Source organism: Bradyrhizobium sp. 149 (assembly GCF_023073915.1).
GTDB lineage: Bacteria > Pseudomonadota > Alphaproteobacteria > Rhizobiales > Xanthobacteraceae > Bradyrhizobium.
Window position 1 is genome coordinate 447499 of record NZ_JADPKK010000019.1, and the last position, 18992, is coordinate 466490.

The window sequence follows — 18992 nt, forward strand, 5'->3', positions numbered from 1 at the left end:
ACTTACGCGCCGGCCGACTTTTGTTCAGTCATGGCTTTTTCGATCGCCGTCAGCGCCTCAGCCGCCTTGGCACCATCAGGGCCGCCGGCCTGCGCCAAGTCGGCCCGGCCGCCGCCGCCCTTGCCGCCGAGCGCCTCGGAGGCGACCTTCACCAGATTGACCGCATTGAAGCGCGAGGTGAGGTCAGCGGTGACGCCGACGACGACGCCAGCCTTGCCATCTTCAGTGACGCCGACGATGGCGACCACGCCGGAGCCGATCTGTTTCTTGCCGTCGTCGGCAAGGCTCTTGAGATCCTTCATCTCGATGCCCTCGACCGCACGCGCCATCAGCTTGACGTCGCCGATCTCGCGCACGCCTGCGGCCGCGCCATTGCTCGAAGAAGATGCACCGCCGCCCATGGCCAGCTTCTTGCGGGCGTCGGAGAGGTCGCGCTCGAGCTTCTTGCGCTCCTCCATCAGCGCGGCAATGCGCGCCGGGACGTCGTCGATCGAAGTGCGCAGCTCGTTGGCCGCGGTCTTTGCCAGCGCCATGGTGTCGTTGGCGTGCTTGCGGGCGTAGTTGCCGGTCAGCGCCTCGATGCGGCGCACGCCCGAGGCGACCGCGCTCTCGCCTGTCAACGTGATCAGCCCGATGTCGCCGGTGCGCCTGACATGGGTGCCGCCGCACAGTTCGACCGACCAGCCGAGCGCGTTGGCGCCGCGCTCGCGCGCGGTCCGGCCCATCGAGACGACGCGAACCTCATCCCCGTATTTCTCGCCGAACAGCGCACGCGCGCCGGCCTCGCGGGCCTCGTCCACGCCCATCACGCGGGTCGAGACCTCGTCGTTCTCCAGCACCACGTCGTTGGCGATGTCCTCGACGCGCGCGAGTTCTTCCGCCGTGATCGGCTTCGGATGCACGAAGTCGAAGCGCAGCCGGTCCGGCGCGACCATCGAGCCGCGCTGGGCGATGTGATCGCCGAGCACCTGGCGCAGCGCCTCGTGGATGAGATGCGTGGCCGAGTGATGCGCGCGGATCGAGGACCGCCTGCCGTGATCGACATCTAGAAGAACAGGGTCGCCGACCTTCAATCCATAATTATCTACGGCAATGTGGTGAACGAACAGATCGCCACCCACCTTCTTTTGTGTGTCCAAGACACGCGCCAGAATTTTGGCGTCATCCGGTCCACGCCTCATGACCCCGGTGTCGCCAACCTGACCGCCAGACTCGGCGTAGAACGGCGTCTGATTCAGGATGACCTGCCCGCTTTCGCCAGGCTTAAGTTCGGAGACTTCCTCACCGCCCCTAACAATCGCCGTGACTACGCCCTCAGCAGTTTCGGTGTCGTATCCGAGGAATTCGGTCGCGCCCAGCTTCTCACGCAGCGGGAACCAGATCGCCTCGGAAGCGGCTTCGCCAGAACCCTTCCAGGACTCGCGCGCCTTGGCCTTCTGACGCTCCATCGCATCGGTGAAGGAGGCCTGGTCGACGCTGATGCCGCGCGACTTCAGCGCGTCCTGCGTCAGATCGAGCGGGAAGCCATAGGTGTCGTACAGCGTAAAGGCGACGTCGCCGTCGAACATGTCGCCCTTCTTCAAGGAAGCGCTCTTCTCGTCGAGAATGGCGAGGCCGCGCGTCAACGTCTTGCGGAAGCGGGTCTCTTCCAGCCGCAGCGTTTCCTCGATCAAATTTTCCGCGCGCATCAAATCGGGATAGGCCTGGCCCATCTCGCGAACCAGCGCCCAGACCAGCCGATGCATGAGCGGTTCTTGCGCACCGAGCAGCTGCGCATGGCGCATCGCGCGGCGCATGATCCGGCGCAGCACGTAGCCGCGGCCCTCGTTCGAAGGCAGCACGCCGTCGGCGACGAGGAAGGCCGACGAACGCAGATGGTCGGCGATGACGCGGAACGAGGCGACGGTCTTCTCGTCCGGTCCGCTTCCGAGAGCGGACGCGGTCGCGTCGATCAAATGACGGAACAGATCGGTCTCGAACACGGTGTCGACGCCCTGCATGATGCAAGCCATGCGTTCAAGGCCCATGCCGGTGTCGATCGAGGGACGCGGCAGCGCCACGCGCTCCTCCTTCGTCACCTGCTCGTACTGCATGAACACCAGGTTCCAGAATTCGAGGAAGCGGTCGCCGTCCTCCTCCGGAGAGCCCGGAGGCCCGCCCCAGATATGCTCGCCGCGATCGATGAAGATCTCCGAGCACGGGCCGCACGGGCCGGTGTCGCCCATCGCCCAGAAATTGTCCGAGGTCGGGATACGGATGATGCGGTCGTCGGAGAATCCGGCGATCTTCTTCCAGAGGTCCGCCGCCTCGTCGTCGGTATGGTAGACCGTGACGAGCAGCTTGTCCTTCTTGAGCCCGTATTCCTTGGTGATCAGCTTCCAGGCCAGCTCGATCGCGCGCTCCTTGAAATAGTCGCCGAAGGAGAAGTTGCCGAGCATCTCGAAGAAGGTGAGATGGCGCGCGGTGTAGCCGACATTGTCGAGATCATTGTGCTTGCCGCCGGCGCGCACGCATTTCTGCGAGGTGGTGGCGCGCTGATAGGGCCGCTTCTCGACCCCGGTGAAGACGTTCTTGAACTGCACCATGCCGGCATTGGTGAACATCAATGTCGGATCGTTGCGCGGCACCAATGGCGAGGACGACACGATCTCGTGGCCGTTCTCGGCAAAGAAGTTCAGAAAGGTCGACCTGATCTCGTTGACGCCGCTCATGTTCATCCAATCGGGTATGCTTGGACCCGCTTCCCAGCCATCCAAACCGCAAGTTTGGGCTGATATCTGCGGGCCAAAGCGCTTTTAGACAAGGCCAGCTTCGCTGTCCAGAAACTGTGCAGACAGATCAGTGGGTTGCCGCAGGCGCTCAATCCCGTTGAAATGCACAAAGCCCGCGTTGACAGGCTTGGCCGGGCTGTGGTCTTTACCCATCTGTATCGTACGGCCACGTCGGGAGAGACCGGCTTTGGTGCCGGCGCCGAAGGAGCAACCGCCCCGGAAACTCTCAGGCAAAAGGACCGCGTGGCTTTGACAGCATCTGGAAAGAGGCGCCGACGGGCTTAAGTCCGGATTGCGTCCGCCGACGGGATAATACTCTCAGGCACAGCGACAGATGGGGCTTCGACTGGTTGCCACCGGGGAATTGTCTCCGGGGAACCGCCGAGGGCCCCTGTGATGCTTGCGCGCGACGACCAAGATTCCCTCAAACGTACCCCCCTTTACAACCTGCACATCTCGCTCGGCGGCAAGATGGTGCCGTTCGCGGGCTATGACATGCCCGTGCAATATCCCGCAGGGGTTTTGAAGGAGCACCTTCATACCCGCAATGCAGCCGGCCTGTTCGACGTCTCCCACATGGGCCAGATCGCGCTCCGGCCGAAATCCGGCAAGGTCGAGGACGCCGCCCGCGCGCTGGAGCGGCTGGTGCCGCAGGATATTCTGGCGATTGCGCCGGGACGGCAGCGCTACGCCCAGTTCACCAATGCCGAGGGCGGAATTCTGGACGATCTGATGGTCGCCAATTTCGGCGATCATCTTTTCCTGGTCGTCAACGCCGCCTGCAAGGCGGAGGACGAGGCGCATCTGCGCGCGAATCTCTCGGACGACTGCGTCATCGAGCAGCTTGCCGACCGCGCGCTGATCGCGCTACAGGGGCCGAAGGCGGAATCGGCGCTGGCGAAATTATGTGCAGAGGCGCCCGCCATGAAGTTCATGGATGCCGGCCCGCACAAGGTCGCCGGCATCGACTGCTTCGTCTCGCGCTCCGGCTACACCGGCGAGGACGGCTTTGAAATTTCGGTTCCTGCTGGCGATGCCGAGCGCCTCGCCAAGGCGCTGCTGGAAAATCCCGACGTCATGCCGATCGGGCTCGGCGCCCGTGACAGCCTGCGGCTCGAGGCCGGGCTCTGCCTCTACGGCCACGACATCGACACCACGACCACGCCGGCCGAGGCCGCGCTGGAGTGGTCGGTACAGAAGAGCCGCCGCACCGGCGGCGCGCGCACCGGTGGCTTTCCCGGCGCCGAGAAGATTCTCGCTCATTTCGACCACGGCGCATCCCGCCGCCGCGTCGGCCTGCGCACCGAGGCGCGCGCGCCGGTGCGCGAGGGCGCGCTGCTGTTTGCGGATGCGAGCTCCAGCGAACCGATCGGAAAGGTCACCTCGGGCGGTTTCGGCCCGAGCCTGAATGCGCCGGTCGCGATGGGCTACGTGCCCACGCACCAGAGCGCGCTCGGCACAAAGCTTTTCGCCGAGGTGCGCAGCCAACGCCTGGCCGTGCAAATCGCCGCCATGCCATTCGTGAAAAACACCTACAAACGCTGAGGACTGAGAAAATGACCACGACGCTGTACACCTCCGACCACGAATGGCTCGCGATCGACGGCGATGTCGCCACCGTGGGCATCACCGACTATGCGCAGTCGCAGCTCGGCGACGTCGTGTTCGTCGAACTCCCCAAGCTCGGCCGCACCTTGAAGAAGGCGGAAGCCGCCGCCGTCGTGGAATCCGTGAAGGCCGCCTCCGACGTCTACGCGCCTGTTACGGGCGAAGTGCTCGAAACCAATCCCGATCTCGCGAGCGAGCCGGCGCTGGTCAATTCGGACGCGCAAGGCAAAGCCTGGTTCTTCAAGATCAAGATTGCCGACAAGAGCGAACTCGGCGGCTTGATGGACGAAGCCGCCTACAAGGCCCACACGGCTTAAAGACGATGGAGCAAGCGATGACCGCGCACCGCAAATCCAACGGCGACACCGCCAGCTTCGTACGCCGCCACATCGGCCCCTCGGCACGCGACGTCACTGCAATGCTCGAGGCCGTCGGCGCGAAAAGCGTCGACGCGCTGATGGCGGAGACGTTGCCGGCCTCGATCCGGCAGGCCGCCCCGCTCGATCTCGGCAAGCCCTTGAGCGAGACCGAGGCGATCGCGCATATGGGCGAGCTCGCCGCCCAGAACCAGGTCTTCACCTCGCTGATCGGCCAGGGCTATTCCGGCACGATTTTGCCTGCGGTGATCCAGCGCAACATTCTGGAGAACCCGGCCTGGTACACGGCCTACACGCCCTATCAGCCAGAGATCAGCCAGGGCCGGCTTGAGGCGCTGCTCAACTTCCAGACCATGATCTGCGATCTCACCGGGCTCGATGTCGCCAACGCTTCGCTGCTCGACGAAGCCACCGCGGCGGCCGAAGCCATGGCGCTCGCGGAGCGGCACTCGCGGGTCGAAGCAAAGGCCTTCTTCGTCGACAAGGACGTGCATCCGCAGACGCTCGCCGTGATGCGCACCCGCGCGGAGCCCTTGGGCTGGACCCTGGTCGTCGGCGATCCCCTCACCGATCTCGACAAGACGGACGTGCTTGGCGCGCTGCTGCAATATCCGGGAACGTCGGGCGCCGTGCGCGACTTGCGGCCTGCAATCACAGCGCTGAAGGCCAAAGGCGCCCTCGCGATCGTTGCCGCCGATCTACTGGCACTGACATTGCTCGCCTCGCCCGGCGAACTCGGCGCGGACATCGCCATCGGCTCGGCGCAACGTTTTGGCGTGCCGATGGGTTATGGCGGGCCGCACGCCGCCTACATGGCGGTGCGCGACGCGCTGAAGCGTTCGCTGCCCGGCCGCATCGTCGGCCTTTCCGTGGACTCGCGCGGGATGCCTGCCTATCGGCTCGCGCTGCAGACCCGCGAGCAGCACATCCGCCGCGAGAAGGCGACCTCCAACATCTGCACCGCGCAGGTGCTGCTTGCCGTGATCGCCTCGATGTACGCGGTCTATCACGGCCCCGAAGGCTTGACTCAGATCGCGCGCAACGTACATCGCCGCACGGCCGTTCTGGCTGCAGGCCTGCGCAAGCTCGGCTTTGCGCTCCAGTCCGACAGCTTCTTTGATACGCTCAGCGTGGATGCCGGCGCGAAGCGTGCCGAGATTGTCGCGCGCGCGGCGGCCGAGAAGATCAATCTCGGCGTCGGTGACGACAGCTTGCGCATCGCGCTCGACGAAACCACCACGCCCGCGACGGTGGAAGCGGTCTGGCGCGCCTTTGGCGGCACGCTCGCCTATGCCGAGATCGACGCCACCACGCGCGAGGCGCTGCCGGAGGCGCTGAAGCGCGGCACCTCCTTTCTCACCCACCCCGTCTTCCACGCGCATCGCTCGGAGACCGAGATGCTGCGCTATATGCGCAAGCTCAGCGATCGCGACCTCGCGCTCGACCGCGCGATGATCCCGCTCGGCTCGTGCACCATGAAGCTGAACGCGACCACCGAGATGATGCCGCTGACCTGGCCGGAATTCGGCTCCTTGCATCCTTTCGCCCCGCGCGAGCAGGCACGCGGCTATTACGCATTGTTCGCCCGCCTGGAGAAGTGGCTGTGCGACATCACCGGTTATGACGCGATCTCGCTGCAGCCGAATTCGGGCGCGCAGGGCGAATATGCCGGGCTGCTCGCGATCCGCGGCTATCATGCCGCGCGCGGCGAGACGCACCGCAAGATCTGCCTGATCCCCTCCTCCGCCCACGGCACCAATCCGGCTTCCGCTGCGATGGTCGGCATGGACGTCGTGGTGGTCGCGTGCGAAAAGAATGGCGACGTCGACGTCAATGATCTCAGAGCGAAGGCGGAGAAGCACTCCAACGCCCTCGCCGCGGTCATGATTACCTATCCCTCGACGCATGGTGTGTTCGAGGAGCACATTCGCGAGATCTGCGACATCGTGCATGGCCACGGCGGCCAGGTCTATCTCGACGGCGCCAACCTCAATGCGCAGGTCGGTCTGTCCCGGCCCGGCGATTATGGCGCCGATGTCAGCCATCTCAACCTCCACAAGACCTTCTGCATCCCGCATGGCGGCGGCGGCCCTGGCATGGGCCCGATCGGCGTCAAGGCGCACCTCGCGCCGTTCCTCCCTGGTCATCCTGCAACGGACGGGGGCGCGCCGATCGGCCCGGTCTCGGCGGCGCCGTTCGGCTCGGCGTCGATCCTGACCATCTCCTACATCTACATTTTGATGATGGGCGGCGAAGGCCTCAAGCGCGCCACCGAGATCGCGATCCTCAACGCCAACTACGTCGCAGCAAGGCTCGATGCGCATTTTCCGGTGCTCTACAAGAACGAAAAGGGCCGCGTCGCGCACGAGTGCATCGTCGATCCCCGCGCGCTGAAGACGACGTCCGGCGTCACCGTCGACGATATCGCCAAGCGCCTGATCGACTACGGCTTCCACGCGCCCACCATGAGCTTCCCGGTGCCGGGCACGCTGATGATCGAACCGACCGAATCGGAGTCGAAGGCGGAGCTGGACCGCTTCTGCGATGCCATGATCGCGATCCGGAAGGAGATCGCCGAGGTCGAGGCCGGCCGCTTCAAGATCGAGGCCTCGCCGCTGCGGAACGCCCCGCACACGGTGCACGACATTGCGGACGACAACTGGAACCGCGCCTACACCCGCGCCGAGGGCTGCTTCCCCGCGGGCACCTCGCGGACCGATAAATACTGGAGCCCGGTCGGGCGCGTCGACAACGTCTATGGCGACCGCAACCTGGTGTGCTCCTGCCCGCCGGTGAGCGACTACGCGGAGGCCGCGGAGTAAGGCGCCACCAGCGAGCGGCTTCTTGGGTCCCAGCGCCAAAGCCGTTCGTTCGTCAGAAGGGTGCCGCCCCACCAGCGCTTGATCGGATTGTGACGCCAAAAATCCTGGTGGCCTTCCAGAACCGCTTTGCCAAACTCGGTCAACGACAGCCGGCTGCGGCGATAGGCGGCGTGGTGTCCTCTCGCATCGTTCGGGTCCAGGGTTGCGAGCTTGTCATCCAGACCCGCAACTGCGGGCGATGGACCGAATGCGAGCCCTTCCAGCAACGCGCCCAACTCCCACTGATCGAACACGCCCGTGCCGAGCACGGTTGGCTGAAACAACTCACTGGTACGGTTGTGTCCCCTCGCGATCAGTTCGAGCAATCGCCTCTCCGTTGCGCCGAGGCCTGTTACCGGCGACGGCAGTTTCGCTAGCAATTGTAGCAGCGCCGGTTTCAGGGAAGACAGATTGCCGAGAGGCCGGCTGAGCAGCCCGAAACAGAGCTCGGGCGTCGGCGCGCGATAGGCTTCCCAGGCCATGCCTGCGATCTCAAAGTCGCGTTCCGTAACGTCGAACTCCTGCACGGTGCGGTGACGCAGCTCCGCCGGATCGGTTCTGCGCAGATCGAAATCGACAGAGCGCAGTTTCAGTCGTTCTGCGAGGAATGGCACGGAGCGCAAATAGTCGATGATCCAGATCAGCTGCAATTGACTATTCGGTTCGGGATCGAACCACAGCTCGATGAGGTCGACGGCAAAATCCTCGCAGACCAGAACGAATGGTACGTTTTTGTGTGCGAGCCCGGTCAGGAATGACCGACCGACAAGTTCGCACCAAAGGACCTCAGGCTCCAATTCTCTGGAAGAACGTCCCCCGAAATAACGCGCAAGATGCTCGGACGAAGGCAACGGCCCCGAAACAAACCGGAAGATCAGCGGGATCACCATGTCGGCGCGGTTCGCATGGATGAGGCCGATGCCGGACGAACTGGTCAGGATCACACGCCTCATCGCATCACCCGATCACCACCACGCCAAAACGAAACGGGCACTAACGACGTCGGCAACTCAACGTCCTCAGCGCCCGCTCCTCGCGAAAAACTCTTCTCTGTTCGAGGTTTACTCGTCAGCCGGCTCCTCGCCGTCGGCGTCGCGCTCCGGGCTGCCGGCGAGAATCTGCTCGGCGATCAGGCCGGAGTTCTGGCGGATCGAAGTTTCGATCTTGGCGGTGATGTCGGGGTTGGCCTTCAGGAACGCTTTCGAGTTCTCGCGGCCCTGGCCAAGACGCTGGCTGTCATAGGAGAACCATGCGCCGGATTTTTCGACGATGCCGGCCTTGACGCCGAGATCGAGGATCTCGCCCATCTTGGAGACGCCTTCGCCGTACATGATGTCGAACTCGACCTGCTTGAAGGGCGGCGCCAGCTTGTTCTTCACCACCTTGACGCGGGTGGTGTTGCCGACCACCTCGTCGCGCTCCTTGATCGCGCCGATGCGGCGGATGTCGAGACGGATCGAGGCGTAGAATTTCAGCGCGTTGCCGCCGGTGGTGGTCTCCGGCGAGCCGTACATCACACCGATCTTCATGCGGATCTGGTTGATGAAGATGACCATCGTGTTGGACTTGTTGATGGACGCCGTCAGCTTGCGCAGCGCCTGGCTCATCAGGCGGGCCTGCAGACCCGGCAGCGCATCGCCCATCTCGCCCTCGAGCTCGGCCTTCGGCACCAGCGCCGCGACCGAGTCGATCACCAGCACGTCGACCGCGCCGGAGCGCACCAGCGTGTCGCAGATTTCCAGCGCCTGCTCACCGGTGTCCGGCTGGGAGATCAGGAGCTCGTCGATGTTGACGCCCAGCTTGCGCGCATAGACCGGATCGAGCGCGTGTTCGGCGTCGATGAAGGCGCAGATGCCGCCCTTCTTCTGCCCTTCCGCCACCGTGTGCAGCGCCAGCGTGGTCTTGCCGGAGGATTCCGGCCCGTAGATTTCCACGACGCGCCCCTTCGGCAGGCCGCCGATCCCGAGCGCGATATCGAGCCCCAGCGAGCCCGAGGAGATCGCCTCGACATCCATCGAACGGTCGTTCTTGCCGAGCTTCATCACCGAGCCCTTGCCGAACTGCCGCTCAATCTGTGAGAGCGCGGCGGCCAGAGCTTTAGTCTTGTCCATGGAAGATCCTTCGACGATACGCAGGGCAGTGGTGGACATTGGGTCGTGCTCCTTATGGCGAGGATTCGCTAGAGGGACAAACGGCTGGCGGGGCGGCGCGGCGATAAAAGCAATGTACCCTATTTGTTCTAAGTTCGCAATATGTTCTTTTGCGGATGGGCTTCCGAGCCGGCGCGGCAGGCGGAGGCGGAGGCGTTCGCCGCCGGGAACGCATTTGATGGCTCGCCGGGAACGGGCCGCCGTTCACATCAAGGGATTGGCCTAGGAATCGGGATTCGCATGTCTAGAGGCGAGTCCGGGCAGGAATGGTATCATAGCACTACCAGCAAGCCGTTGATTAAACAAGGAAACTTGCCAGCGAGCTACTGTGCATGGGGTTGTTTTCGCGTTTTGAAAGCCGCGCATGGGCCTTCCACCGCCGGGCCTGCCGCCCTCTCACCGCGTGCCGGCACCGCGCCTACAGCAGCGCCAGCAGCACGATGCCGATCACCAGCACCACGAAGCCAGCTGCCGTCGCGGCGGCGAATGACCGCTCTACGTTGTCCATGATGCCACCCCGTTGCCGGCGCGCCACGTTTCCCCCATGGCTGCGCCGTCGCTGCGAAATCTCGCCTGCGGTTGTGTCCTGAGTTGTGCGAGCGGATGTCGAAATTGGGACGGGTGCGGGGCCAGTATGCGGCCTGCCGCCCGACGCCCGGACCCGATTCGTGGCCTTGTCAGGCTGTCGTAAGCTGACCCGGCTAGGCTCGTCCGGCTATGGTGTTGCAGCCCAGCACCTCAGCCTCCAATAACCTTTTCCCCGCTTGGCTCTCCCCAAGCGGGGTTTTTTCATGCCGATTTTCATGTCGGCCGGCCGGTTTGCGAACCGCCCTCCTCCTGCGTCAGCCGCAGCGAAAAGGCGCGGATCGCCGGCGCCGCCAGCAGCACAATCGGCAGCATCGCCGCCCATGCGATCAGCCACGACACCATCCAGTGCGCGAGGAAGACCAGCGTGTTCCCTGCGGGAAAGCTGGCGATGCCCGCGGCGATCAGCGAGGTCAGTCCGGACTGGATGATTCCGAACACGAAATGAGAATAACGGCGGGGAATGCCCAGCATGACGCGCCCATGTTGCTTGTCGTCATCAGGCCAAGCAAGCCACATGCCGTCGTCCGCCGGAAGACGCCTTTGCCCGGCCAGGAACTCTGTTCATGGTCGGAGAACCACGGGGCACGAGGGCGCGCCGCCGGCGTCTTTCGAAATCCGATTTCGTATGTCTCGGAGCGCGCGCGTTTGCGAGATAGCCGTGAACTATCCGCAGCTTATCGACAGACTTAGGTTGTCCGCGGAATATTTCGCCGCCCGGCATGTTTGCAAGGATGGAAGTGAATCGTGGGAGATGGCCATGAATCACAGGGGCGTCGAGTTCACCGTCTCGAAGACGGCAATTGCCGGAATCTGGCAGTGGCAGTTCCGGATCGGCGAGCAGATCAAGACCGGCAGGACCGAGACCAAGATCGATCTCCTGGCGATCCGACGGGTGCAGCTGCGCATCGATCGGGAGCTGAAGGCGATCGGGCGGAAGACGGCCTGAACGGCCGGACTGAGCGGCCGGCCCGAGCAGCGGAACTGAGATCATCGGCGGCACGACGCCCATGGGCGGCTATTCCGTAGCCGCCCGGAATTGATCTGCCAGCGGTTTGGGATTGGACTGAACGCGATTATGGCCGTGGAGAACGGGGGCCATCACGTGCGATCGGTGCCAGCCATGCCGCTCTACTTCTTTCGAATCCGGAACGGCCGTTATTCCGGCTGCGCCGACCAGGCGTCGGAATTCGCCAATCGCGATCTGGCGTGGAAGGAGATGACCAATGTCTGCGCCGACATGGCCGCCGGCATCGCCCGCAAGCTCCAGGAAAATTCCGAGTGGCACATGGAGCTGCTGGACGAGGCCAAGGAGCCCGTGTTCCGGATCCGCATCACCGCCGAAACGTTCGAATAGGGGTCGGCCCTAGTCCGCGCTGGGCAGCCGCCGCATCGTGAATTCGATGTCGCCGCCGGGCAGCTCGCGCCAGGTCTCGACCGCGCTCATATAGCCGGCCTTGGGGTAGCGGGCGAAGAAGGCCTGCGCCCTTTCCCGCGCCGCCGCGCGCGGCAGCGTGAAGGTCTCGCGCAGATACCCGTCGCCGGCCATTTGGCCCGGCTTGCCACCCATCTTGCGCCGGCGCGCCATCCGCTCGGCGAGATCCCGGGGACGATCGGCCATGTCCCGCCCTTCTTTACACAATACGCTCTGGCGGAATGTAGGAAGCAGGCAGGCCGAAGAGGAGTCCCGGCCGGAGGCGCCAGCCGCCTCCGATCGGGCAGACCGTCAATTGGCAGCCGTGCCGGATTTCTTCTTCGGCGCACCGGTTGCGGCCGACGCCTTTGGCGCCGCCGGCTGCTTCGGCGGATCAGAGCGCATGCCGCCCCAGGGATCGTTGGACGCCTTGGAGTCCGGAATCTTCTTCAGCGTTTCCTTGTAGGCCTTATCACGCTCGGCTTCCGCGGCCTTCTCCTCGGGGGTCTTGCCCGGCCCCTCCTGCAGCAAATTGAGATTGGGCATTTGCGCATAGGCCGGTCCCGCCAGCACGGTCGGTCCCGCCAGGACAGCCAGCACCGCGGCCATACGGAAAAGCTTCATCATGTACTCCTCGATCATCCATGGCGGCGCGGGTCGCCCGCGCCTTGTCACCCCTGCCACAGCCGCAGGGGCCGCTCGGCCCGCTAGAGCCGGTCCGATTTGCACGATTTCGGCGCGTGGAGCCAGTCGTCCCAGATCGGGCCGCACTTGGTGCACCCGCTCAGCGCGAGGCCGAGCCCGACCAGACAAAACACGAGGACATACCGACGCAACATCATCCACCCATCCCCACTCCGTGGCATCATACTGGGCGAAGTCAGGCATTTTCAAGCCGACGGGAGCCGCGGCAGACCGGGTGACTTTGCCGCGCCGATCCGCTCAGAATGCCGAACATCCGGCAATACGGGAGAAAGCGACAGCAATGCCATCGCAGCCAGAAGCCGAGTTCGGCATCACTGATGCCAGACGCATCCTCGGCGAAGTCTTTGCGCCCTGGGTCCAGGATCTCAACCTCTCGGTCGAGCGCATCGAGCACCTGCCGCCGCCTGACGTGCCCGACTGGCAGCCGGCAGCGCTCTTGCGCATGCCGTTCTCGGAGCGCCTGTGCCGCAACGGCGGCGTGGTCTGCGGCCAGGCGCTGATGGCGCTCGCCGACACCGCGATGGTGATCGCGAATCTCGCCGCCAACCGCGGCTATCGCCCGATGACCACGGTCGACCAGACCACGCATTTCATGCGCGCCGTCTCCTCGTCGGACGTGCTGGCCGACGCCCGCGTGGTGCGGCTCGGACGCACCATGAGCTTTGGCCGCGTCACGCTGCTCTCGGCCACCGACAACAAGCCGGTGGCGATGGTGTCGAGCGCGTTCGCGATGCTGCCGGGGTGAACATCATCCGAAAAGGATAAAGCCGCGTGAGCGCAAAGCGCACCCCGGCTCTCGATGGCGTCATGTCCAGACGGGAAACGCGATGGCATCGCGTTTCGCACCGTCACGCGGGAGAACTTACTTGCCGAGCACTTCGTCGGCCGCGGTGACGATGCTGACGTTCGGATTTTTTCCGCAATAAGTGCCGAACTGCTTGGCGTTCTCGACGAACACGTCGGTATCGATGATCGCGTTCTCTTCATCGCCCTTGTACCAGCCATCCATCCAGGTCAGCACCATCTTGATGGTGTCGTCGCCGCTCTCGAGAAACTGCTTGCAGCTCATGGTCGCGAGATCGAGCTTGGTGGCGTGGGCGGGCATCGACGACAGCCAGAGCGCTGCGGTGAACAGAAGCGAAAGTGTGGTCTTCATCAATATCTCCATCGGCGCGTAGCGCCAGAAAGGAACGGCTTGGGGAAAATCGGCGGAGTTACCTCCGTTTCGACGTCGTAAACGAAGTCTGAAGCGCGGTGCAAGTAGCGCCAGTATTGAGTTTAGTTCAACGTAATTTCTATGCACTATTTCACAAACATCATTATGGATTAACGCGGATGATCGAGAAGCGTACAACGCAACGTTATCGTGTTTTCAAGGGCGGAACGATCAGGTTTGAAAGCAGCGGCATCACGTGCACGGTGCGAAACATATCGGCGAACGGCGCCGCAATCGAGCTCGACGCCACCGTCACATTACCGCAATCGTTCACACTCGCGATCGCGCGCGACAATTTTGTGCGGAATTGCCGCACCGTCTGGCGCAGCGAGAGGCGCATCGGCCTCGCTTTCGTACAGTAGTGCATATGACGTGAATGATCGTTCGCATCACATCCACAACACGATGATGATTGCTTGATGCAACGGCGGCGACTCGAGCGCAGACTCACGCCGGCTTGCCGGTACCGCGGTCGAGCACGACGACGAAACCTCCCTTGGCCGGCGGGCTCGCTACGGGCCAGCCGTTTGCCGCCCGATGCTTGGCTGCGGTGGCGATACGAAACGAGAGAAGTCAAATGACCCAGCCGGAGGTCGCCAACGCGCGCCTCACCTATTTCGGCTTCTTGGCAAGTTCAGGCGGACGCGCCCCGCTCCACGGGTCGTACTTCTCCTTGGACTCGGGAATGCGATCGAGTGCGGCCTTGTAGGCCTTCTCGTCGACGTTGGGCTTGTTGTCCGCCTTCTGGCCGCCCTCGTTGGGCTGACGCCTGCCGCCGCCCATCTGCGCCTGCGCCGAGGCAACCGCCAGCGCCAGCACCGCGGCCGCTATGACCAAAATCCTCATTGGCGCAATCCCCCTCGTCCGGGGCACAAACTAGCCTGCAATCCCGGAATAGCAAATGCAGCGGGTTCCAAGATTTCAGCAAATCTTGATCGGCCGGGACTTCGTCGGATCGCATTCGTGCCTATCTGTTGGCCCGCAGGGGACCTTCACGGATGTTGCGGATTGTTGCTCAAGCGGCGCTGCTGGCCGGCGCGCTCGCGCTCGGTGGCTGCGGCTTTGCCGACAGCCGCGCCCCGGTGCCCGAGTTCATGCGCATGAAGGAAGCCGAGCAGCCGCCGCCCGAATCGCCCCCTGACGTCAAACGCGTGGTGCGCGAGCAGATCGAATTCGTCTTCCTCAGCACGTCCTATCCGCGTGAGGTGCACGTCGCCACACCCCATCGGGAGGTGCGGGGACCGGGCTGGACAGCTTGCGTCCGGGCCCAGCTCACCTCGGCGACCGGGTCGTCGCTCGGCCCACAGACCTACATCGTCACCATATCAGGCGGAAAGGTGATCGATCGTCGCCGCGCCGAGGCGGACGACATCTGCGGGTCGGAAAGCTACGAGCCGATCTAGGAACAGATCTCGCCGACATGCGATCCGGTTCCGGGAAAAACCTGTAATTCTGCCGGAACGATCACCGCTTCCCCTTCTTGTTACCGCCGAGGGCAGTTTCGAGGAGGACGTGATGAAGACATTCACGATTGCATTGCTGGCTGGTGTCGGAGCCTTGGCAGCGGTGAGCGGCGCCAAGGCCGCCGACGTCTATACGACCAGCGAATACACCAGCCCCGATCTCGTCCAGCAAGTGCGGCTGGTCTGCGACGATGCCGGCAATTGCTATCGCACCCGCGGCGGCTCGCGCGTGATCGTGCGCGATTCCTACGCGACCATGCCGCGCGACCGCTACTATGAACGCCGCACCTATCGTGACTGGGACGATGGTCCGCGCGGCGGCGTCGGCATCCGCGCACCCGGCGTCAGCGTGGGCGTCGGTGTCGGCGGAGACCGCTGGTAGTCAATAATGACATGACAGGCGGGACCGGACGAGACAACTCGCCCGGTCCTGCCCATGTCAGGTCTCGAGCGGATCGGCCGGCTTGACGATACGCGTTGACGACGGGAGCTGCGCGATGAAGCGGGCGAGCACCATCCCGGCACACATCGCGGCGACGAAGATGAAGGCGGAGGCCGAGCCAAATCCGAGCGCGGTCAACGCCGGTCCTGGACAAAAGCCTACAAGGCCCCAGCCGATACCGAAGATGGCGGGACCGGCGATAATTCTCGGATCGATATCGTTTCGCGTTGGGACGTAGAAGCGGTTGGCGAAGACAGGCCGCGCGAGTTTCAAGACGCGGCTGAAGCCGATAAAGGTCACCGCGACCGCGCCGGCCATCACGAAACCGAGGCTCGCATCCCAGGTCCCTGCGGGAATGCCACCGACGTCCAGAAAATTCAGCACCTTTGCCGGGTTCGACATGCCGGAGAGGATGAGGCCAAGGCCAAAGACCAGACCGATCGCGAATTGAATGAGGATTGTCATCCCGATCAGCTCCAGTGCCGCATCACGAAGACGGTCGCCATGCCTGCCGCCATGAAGGTGATGGTCGCGACCAACGAGCGCACCGACAGCCGCGACAAGCCACAGACGCCATGGCCGGAGGTGCAGCCGCTGCCCCACACAGCGCCGAAGCCGGTGAGCAATCCCGCGACAATCAGAAGCGGCGTTGCCGCCCCGATCGTTTGCGCCGGCAGGCTTCCTGTGACGAGGCGCACCAGAATGGGCGCGACGACGAGGCCCGCGACGAAGGCGAGCCGGCCGGCAAATTGCCGATCCTCATAAGGCGGAAACAGCCGCGCCGCGATACCGCTGACCCCGGCGATCCGTCCCGTCGTCCACATCAGCAGCACGGCGGACAGGCCGATCAACGCGCCGCCAAGGAGCGATGCAATCGGCGTGAAAGGTGTTGCGACCATTATGATCCTCCGGGTCGAGAGCAATTTTGGGCGTATCCAACGGGACAGCCGGCGGCTCGCGGCCGGATGCTCAACGAGGCATTAATATTACCACTCGAATTGAAGCGGCGTCCCAACGGTATTTTCCAATCTTTGCGCTAAGCATGGCCTCCTGAACGGGGACGACGGGACGTGGTCGATATCGCGCACCAGGCTGCGATCAATCCGGCATCGGCAGATGCCGCGGCGTCGCGCGCGCGCGTCCCTCTTACGGCGATCGAACCCGGCCAATGGCGCGCACTCACCCAGCGCGCGATCGAGCCTAATGGATATTACCTGCCGGGCTGGGAGCTTGCTGTCAGCGCAACCGCGCGCGGCCGCACGGATGCCTCGGCGCTTCCTGCATGCGATGGATCGCGGCTGATCGGACTGATGCCGGTGATCTCGCTCTGGCGGGCATGGAAGATTCCCCTGCCCGCGCTGGTGAGCGCGCATCCGTACGGCACGCTGTGCAGCCCGCTGATCGACCGCGATGCCCCGATCGAGGCAGCGACGCGCCTGTTGCAGCAGGCCCGCGCGGCCGGAGCGCATGCGCTCGTGCTGAACGACGTCGCGCTCGACGGGGGCGCAATGACCGCCCTCAATCAGGTTCTGAACCGCGACGGCCTGAAGCCGCGAATCCTCGGCTCCTACATCCGTGCCAGCCTCGACGCGACGCAGGACGGTGAGACGCTGCTGCGCGACGCGCTCGGCACCAAAAAGCTCAAGGAGCTACGCCGCCAACGCCATCGCCTCGAAGAACACGGCGCCGTCGTGTTCGACGTCGCGCGCAGCCCCGACGAGATCAGACCTGCGCTCGAAATATTTTTACAGCTCGAAGCCAGCGGCTGGAAAGGCAAGCGCCGCACCGCGCTGGTCCAGCATGCCGGCGATGCGACCTTCATCCGCCGCGCGGTTCCCGCGCTGGCAGAAACCGCGCAATGCGAGATCGTCACCCTTCGCGCTGGCGCGACGCCGGTGGCCGCCGGCGTCGTGCTGCACCATCAGGACCGCGCCTTCTTCTTCAAGCTCGGCATCGACGAGCGTTTTGCAAGATATTCGCCGGGCGTGCAGCTCACGCTCGAGCTCACCCGCCGCTTCTGCGCCGATCCGGCCATCGCCAGCGCGGATTCCACGGCGAGCGCCGATCACCCCATGATCAATCCGATCTGGCGCGGGCGCTTCGCCGTCGGCGACGTGCTGATACCATTGCGGCGGAACGACCCCATCGTGGCGCTCATTCACGGAGCGCTCGCAGCGTGTTATGCCGCGCGCAAAGCGGCGCGATCCGCGGTGCACTTGATCAGGAGTTGACGGGCTACAAATCCGCGTCAGACAGCTCAGCTATTTTGACGAGATGACGGAGTAATCCAGCCTTCAGCGGCTTGTTACCGTGAATGGGGACCGAGAGCCGCACGATGCTGCCGGTTTACCGTAGATGTGGTGACTGCCGCTGATCCGAAGCAAACTCCAGCCGTGACGCTCGACAATTCGTGCGAACTCCCGACCAGAGATTGACTTCACGCAGGCAGTTCCAGAATTCGCTCAACGCCGCCCGGTTCGGGTGGCGCGACTTCCACGGATAGGCACCCCTCGATCGCATCTCTGAGGTTGGCCATCAGCTCATCCATTGTATCGCCTTCGGTGGCACAACCAGGAATCGCCGGGACCTCAGCCCAAAAGCCCCCCTCTTCAGCCTCGTGAACAACTATCTTGATCTTCATGACGACCTCACAACCTGGATAGTCGCCGAAGCCGTAGACATATTCAACCTCAACAGATTACTCCGCCGCCTGCGCGTTGATCTCCGCCGAGACCTCACGGATGGCACGCGCAAGCATATTGGGATCCTGCGCGCCGGAGACGGCGTATTTCTGCGCGAACACGTAGGTCGGCACGCCGGAGATGCCCTTCTCGGCGGCCTCCTGTGCGTCCGCCGAAACGCGCGCGACGTCCTCGTCGGTAGCAAGGCGCTTGCGCACGTCGTCGGCATCAAGGCCGACATCGGCAGCCGCCTTCACCAGCACGTTCACATCAGTGAGGTCGCCCCCGTCGCGGAAATACAGCTCCATCAGGCGCTGCTTCATCTCGGGAGCCTTGCCGATCGTCTCGGCCCAGAGGATCAGGCGGTGACAGTCGGTCGTGTTGGGCTGACGCGCCACAAGCTCGGGCTTGTAAGTGAGGCCCTCTTCACTTGCGGCCGCGACCACACGGCCCGCAATGCCCTTATAGGCCTCGACTGAGCCGAACTTCTTGGTGAGATAGTCTTCCCGGCTGATGCCCTCACGCGGGACCCAGGGATTGAGGAAGAAGGGACGGAAATTGAGATTGACCGGAACGTCGGGAACGAGCGCCAGCGCACTCTCGATCCGGTGCTTGCCGATATAGCACCAGGGGCACACCACGTCGGAGACGACGTCAATCTGGAGCGGCTTTAGGGTGCTCATGAGCGCCTCCTTCGGGCGTTGCGGGTTTGTGGCCAA

The 18992-nt window shown here is 63.9% G+C and carries 23 protein-coding genes and 1 riboswitch; of the genes, 10 read left to right on the forward strand and 13 right to left on the reverse strand.

The genetic code is table 11. From position 1 onward, the window contains the following. Positions 1–2: 2 nt before the first annotated feature. Positions 3–2711 (reverse strand): alanine--tRNA ligase, encoded by a 2709-nt coding sequence (alaS, locus tag IVA88_RS13900; protein WP_247497798.1) that lies wholly within the window; start codon positions 2709–2711, stop codon positions 3–5. A gap of 222 nt (positions 2712–2933) precedes the next feature. Next, positions 2934–3022, forward strand: a riboswitch (glycine riboswitch). Between the two features lie 145 nt (positions 3023–3167). Here alaS and gcvT point away from each other — a divergent pair. Genes gcvT through gcvP form a run of 3 tightly spaced genes read left to right on the forward strand, consistent with a single transcriptional unit; the run spans position 3168 to position 7578 of the window. Continuing rightward, positions 3168–4316, forward strand: coding sequence for a glycine cleavage system aminomethyltransferase GcvT (gene gcvT / locus IVA88_RS13905; RefSeq protein ID WP_247497799.1), 1149 nt, complete (start codon positions 3168–3170; stop codon positions 4314–4316). Between the two features lie 11 nt (positions 4317–4327). After that, positions 4328–4696, forward strand: coding sequence for a glycine cleavage system protein GcvH (gene gcvH / locus IVA88_RS13910; RefSeq protein WP_247497800.1), 369 nt, complete (start codon positions 4328–4330; stop codon positions 4694–4696). Positions 4697–4713: 17 nt separating this feature from the next. Then, positions 4714–7578: an aminomethyl-transferring glycine dehydrogenase gene (gcvP, locus tag IVA88_RS13915; protein WP_247497801.1), complete on the forward strand. Its 2865-nt coding sequence runs from the start codon at positions 4714–4716 to the stop codon at positions 7576–7578. Here the strand turns inward: gcvP and IVA88_RS13920 are convergent. The 3 genes from IVA88_RS13920 to IVA88_RS13930 form a co-directional block, all read right to left on the reverse strand. Further along, entirely contained in the window at positions 7557–8570 is a 1014-nt protein-coding gene (locus IVA88_RS13920; protein ID WP_247497802.1) for a hypothetical protein, read from the reverse strand. The two genes, gcvP and IVA88_RS13920, sit on opposite strands and share 22 nt — an antisense overlap. A gap of 108 nt (positions 8571–8678) precedes the next feature. Continuing rightward, the gene (gene recA / locus IVA88_RS13925; RefSeq protein WP_247328290.1) at positions 8679–9767 is read right to left on the reverse strand and encodes a recombinase RecA; all 1089 of its coding nucleotides are present in this window, start codon (positions 9765–9767) and stop codon (positions 8679–8681) included. An 801-nt stretch (positions 9768–10568) separates the two neighbouring features. Beyond that, positions 10569–10826: a DUF2798 domain-containing protein gene (locus IVA88_RS13930; protein ID WP_247497803.1), complete on the reverse strand. Its 258-nt coding sequence runs from the start codon at positions 10824–10826 to the stop codon at positions 10569–10571. 286 nt (positions 10827–11112) lie between these two features. Between IVA88_RS13930 and IVA88_RS13935 the strand changes: the two genes are divergently transcribed. Together IVA88_RS13935 and IVA88_RS13940 are read left to right on the forward strand one after the other, a co-directional pair. Next, positions 11113–11301, forward strand: a complete 189-nt coding sequence (locus IVA88_RS13935) for a hypothetical protein (protein WP_247497804.1) — start codon at positions 11113–11115, stop codon at positions 11299–11301. Positions 11302–11475: 174 nt separating this feature from the next. Next, the gene (locus IVA88_RS13940) at positions 11476–11709 is read left to right on the forward strand and encodes a hypothetical protein (RefSeq protein ID WP_247497805.1); all 234 of its coding nucleotides are present in this window, start codon (positions 11476–11478) and stop codon (positions 11707–11709) included. A 9-nt stretch (positions 11710–11718) separates the two neighbouring features. On the opposite strand, the gene IVA88_RS13945 is transcribed toward IVA88_RS13940, so the two are convergent. The 3 genes from IVA88_RS13945 to IVA88_RS13955 form a co-directional block, all read right to left on the reverse strand. Next, positions 11719–11973 (reverse strand): hypothetical protein, encoded by a 255-nt coding sequence (locus tag IVA88_RS13945; RefSeq protein WP_247497806.1) that lies wholly within the window; start codon positions 11971–11973, stop codon positions 11719–11721. Between the two features lie 105 nt (positions 11974–12078). Beyond that, entirely contained in the window at positions 12079–12390 is a 312-nt protein-coding gene (locus IVA88_RS13950; protein WP_247498018.1) for a hypothetical protein, read from the reverse strand. A gap of 83 nt (positions 12391–12473) precedes the next feature. After that, positions 12474–12608, reverse strand: a complete 135-nt coding sequence (locus IVA88_RS13955; RefSeq protein ID WP_247497807.1) for a peptidylprolyl isomerase — start codon at positions 12606–12608, stop codon at positions 12474–12476. Positions 12609–12751: 143 nt separating this feature from the next. Between IVA88_RS13955 and IVA88_RS13960 the strand changes: the two genes are divergently transcribed. Further along, the gene (locus tag IVA88_RS13960) at positions 12752–13216 is read left to right on the forward strand and encodes a PaaI family thioesterase (protein WP_247497808.1); all 465 of its coding nucleotides are present in this window, start codon (positions 12752–12754) and stop codon (positions 13214–13216) included. A gap of 117 nt (positions 13217–13333) precedes the next feature. On the opposite strand, the gene IVA88_RS13965 is transcribed toward IVA88_RS13960, so the two are convergent. Next, on the reverse strand, positions 13334–13627 hold the full coding sequence (locus tag IVA88_RS13965) for an HdeA/HdeB family chaperone (protein ID WP_247497809.1): 294 nt from the start codon (positions 13625–13627) through the stop codon (positions 13334–13336). Between the two features lie 179 nt (positions 13628–13806). On the opposite strand from IVA88_RS13965, the gene IVA88_RS13970 reads away from it, so the two are divergent. After that, positions 13807–14049 carry a PilZ domain-containing protein gene (locus IVA88_RS13970; RefSeq protein ID WP_247497810.1) on the forward strand — a complete coding sequence of 81 codons (243 nt, stop codon included), beginning with the start codon at positions 13807–13809 and terminating at the stop codon, positions 14047–14049. Positions 14050–14299: 250 nt separating this feature from the next. Here IVA88_RS13970 and IVA88_RS13975 read toward each other — a convergent pair whose 3' ends face one another. Then, positions 14300–14533, reverse strand: a complete 234-nt coding sequence (locus IVA88_RS13975) for a hypothetical protein (RefSeq protein ID WP_247497811.1) — start codon at positions 14531–14533, stop codon at positions 14300–14302. A gap of 152 nt (positions 14534–14685) precedes the next feature. On the opposite strand from IVA88_RS13975, the gene IVA88_RS13980 reads away from it, so the two are divergent. Together IVA88_RS13980 and IVA88_RS13985 are read left to right on the forward strand one after the other, a co-directional pair. After that, the gene (locus IVA88_RS13980) at positions 14686–15090 is read left to right on the forward strand and encodes a hypothetical protein (protein ID WP_247497812.1); all 405 of its coding nucleotides are present in this window, start codon (positions 14686–14688) and stop codon (positions 15088–15090) included. Positions 15091–15202: 112 nt separating this feature from the next. Continuing rightward, positions 15203–15532, forward strand: coding sequence for a hypothetical protein (locus IVA88_RS13985; RefSeq protein ID WP_247497813.1), 330 nt, complete (start codon positions 15203–15205; stop codon positions 15530–15532). 57 nt (positions 15533–15589) lie between these two features. On the opposite strand, the gene IVA88_RS13990 is transcribed toward IVA88_RS13985, so the two are convergent. Beyond that, complete coding sequence (locus tag IVA88_RS13990; RefSeq protein WP_247497814.1) at positions 15590–16057, reverse strand: DUF6691 family protein; 468 nt, start codon at positions 16055–16057, stop codon at positions 15590–15592. Positions 16058–16062: 5 nt separating this feature from the next. Continuing rightward, on the reverse strand, positions 16063–16491 hold the full coding sequence (locus tag IVA88_RS13995) for a YeeE/YedE family protein (protein WP_247497815.1): 429 nt from the start codon (positions 16489–16491) through the stop codon (positions 16063–16065). A 171-nt stretch (positions 16492–16662) separates the two neighbouring features. Here IVA88_RS13995 and IVA88_RS14000 point away from each other — a divergent pair, with 171 nt between their 5' ends. After that, positions 16663–17823 carry a GNAT family N-acetyltransferase gene (locus tag IVA88_RS14000; RefSeq protein WP_247497816.1) on the forward strand — a complete coding sequence of 387 codons (1161 nt, stop codon included), beginning with the start codon at positions 16663–16665 and terminating at the stop codon, positions 17821–17823. Between the two features lie 206 nt (positions 17824–18029). Here the strand turns inward: IVA88_RS14000 and IVA88_RS14005 are convergent, their stop codons facing one another. Together IVA88_RS14005 and IVA88_RS14010 are read right to left on the reverse strand one after the other, a co-directional pair. Continuing rightward, positions 18030–18233, reverse strand: coding sequence for a type II toxin-antitoxin system HicB family antitoxin (locus tag IVA88_RS14005; protein ID WP_247439458.1), 204 nt, complete (start codon positions 18231–18233; stop codon positions 18030–18032). 57 nt (positions 18234–18290) lie between these two features. After that, positions 18291–18956: a DsbA family oxidoreductase gene (locus tag IVA88_RS14010; RefSeq protein ID WP_247497817.1), complete on the reverse strand. Its 666-nt coding sequence runs from the start codon at positions 18954–18956 to the stop codon at positions 18291–18293. Positions 18957–18992 lie beyond the last annotated feature (36 nt).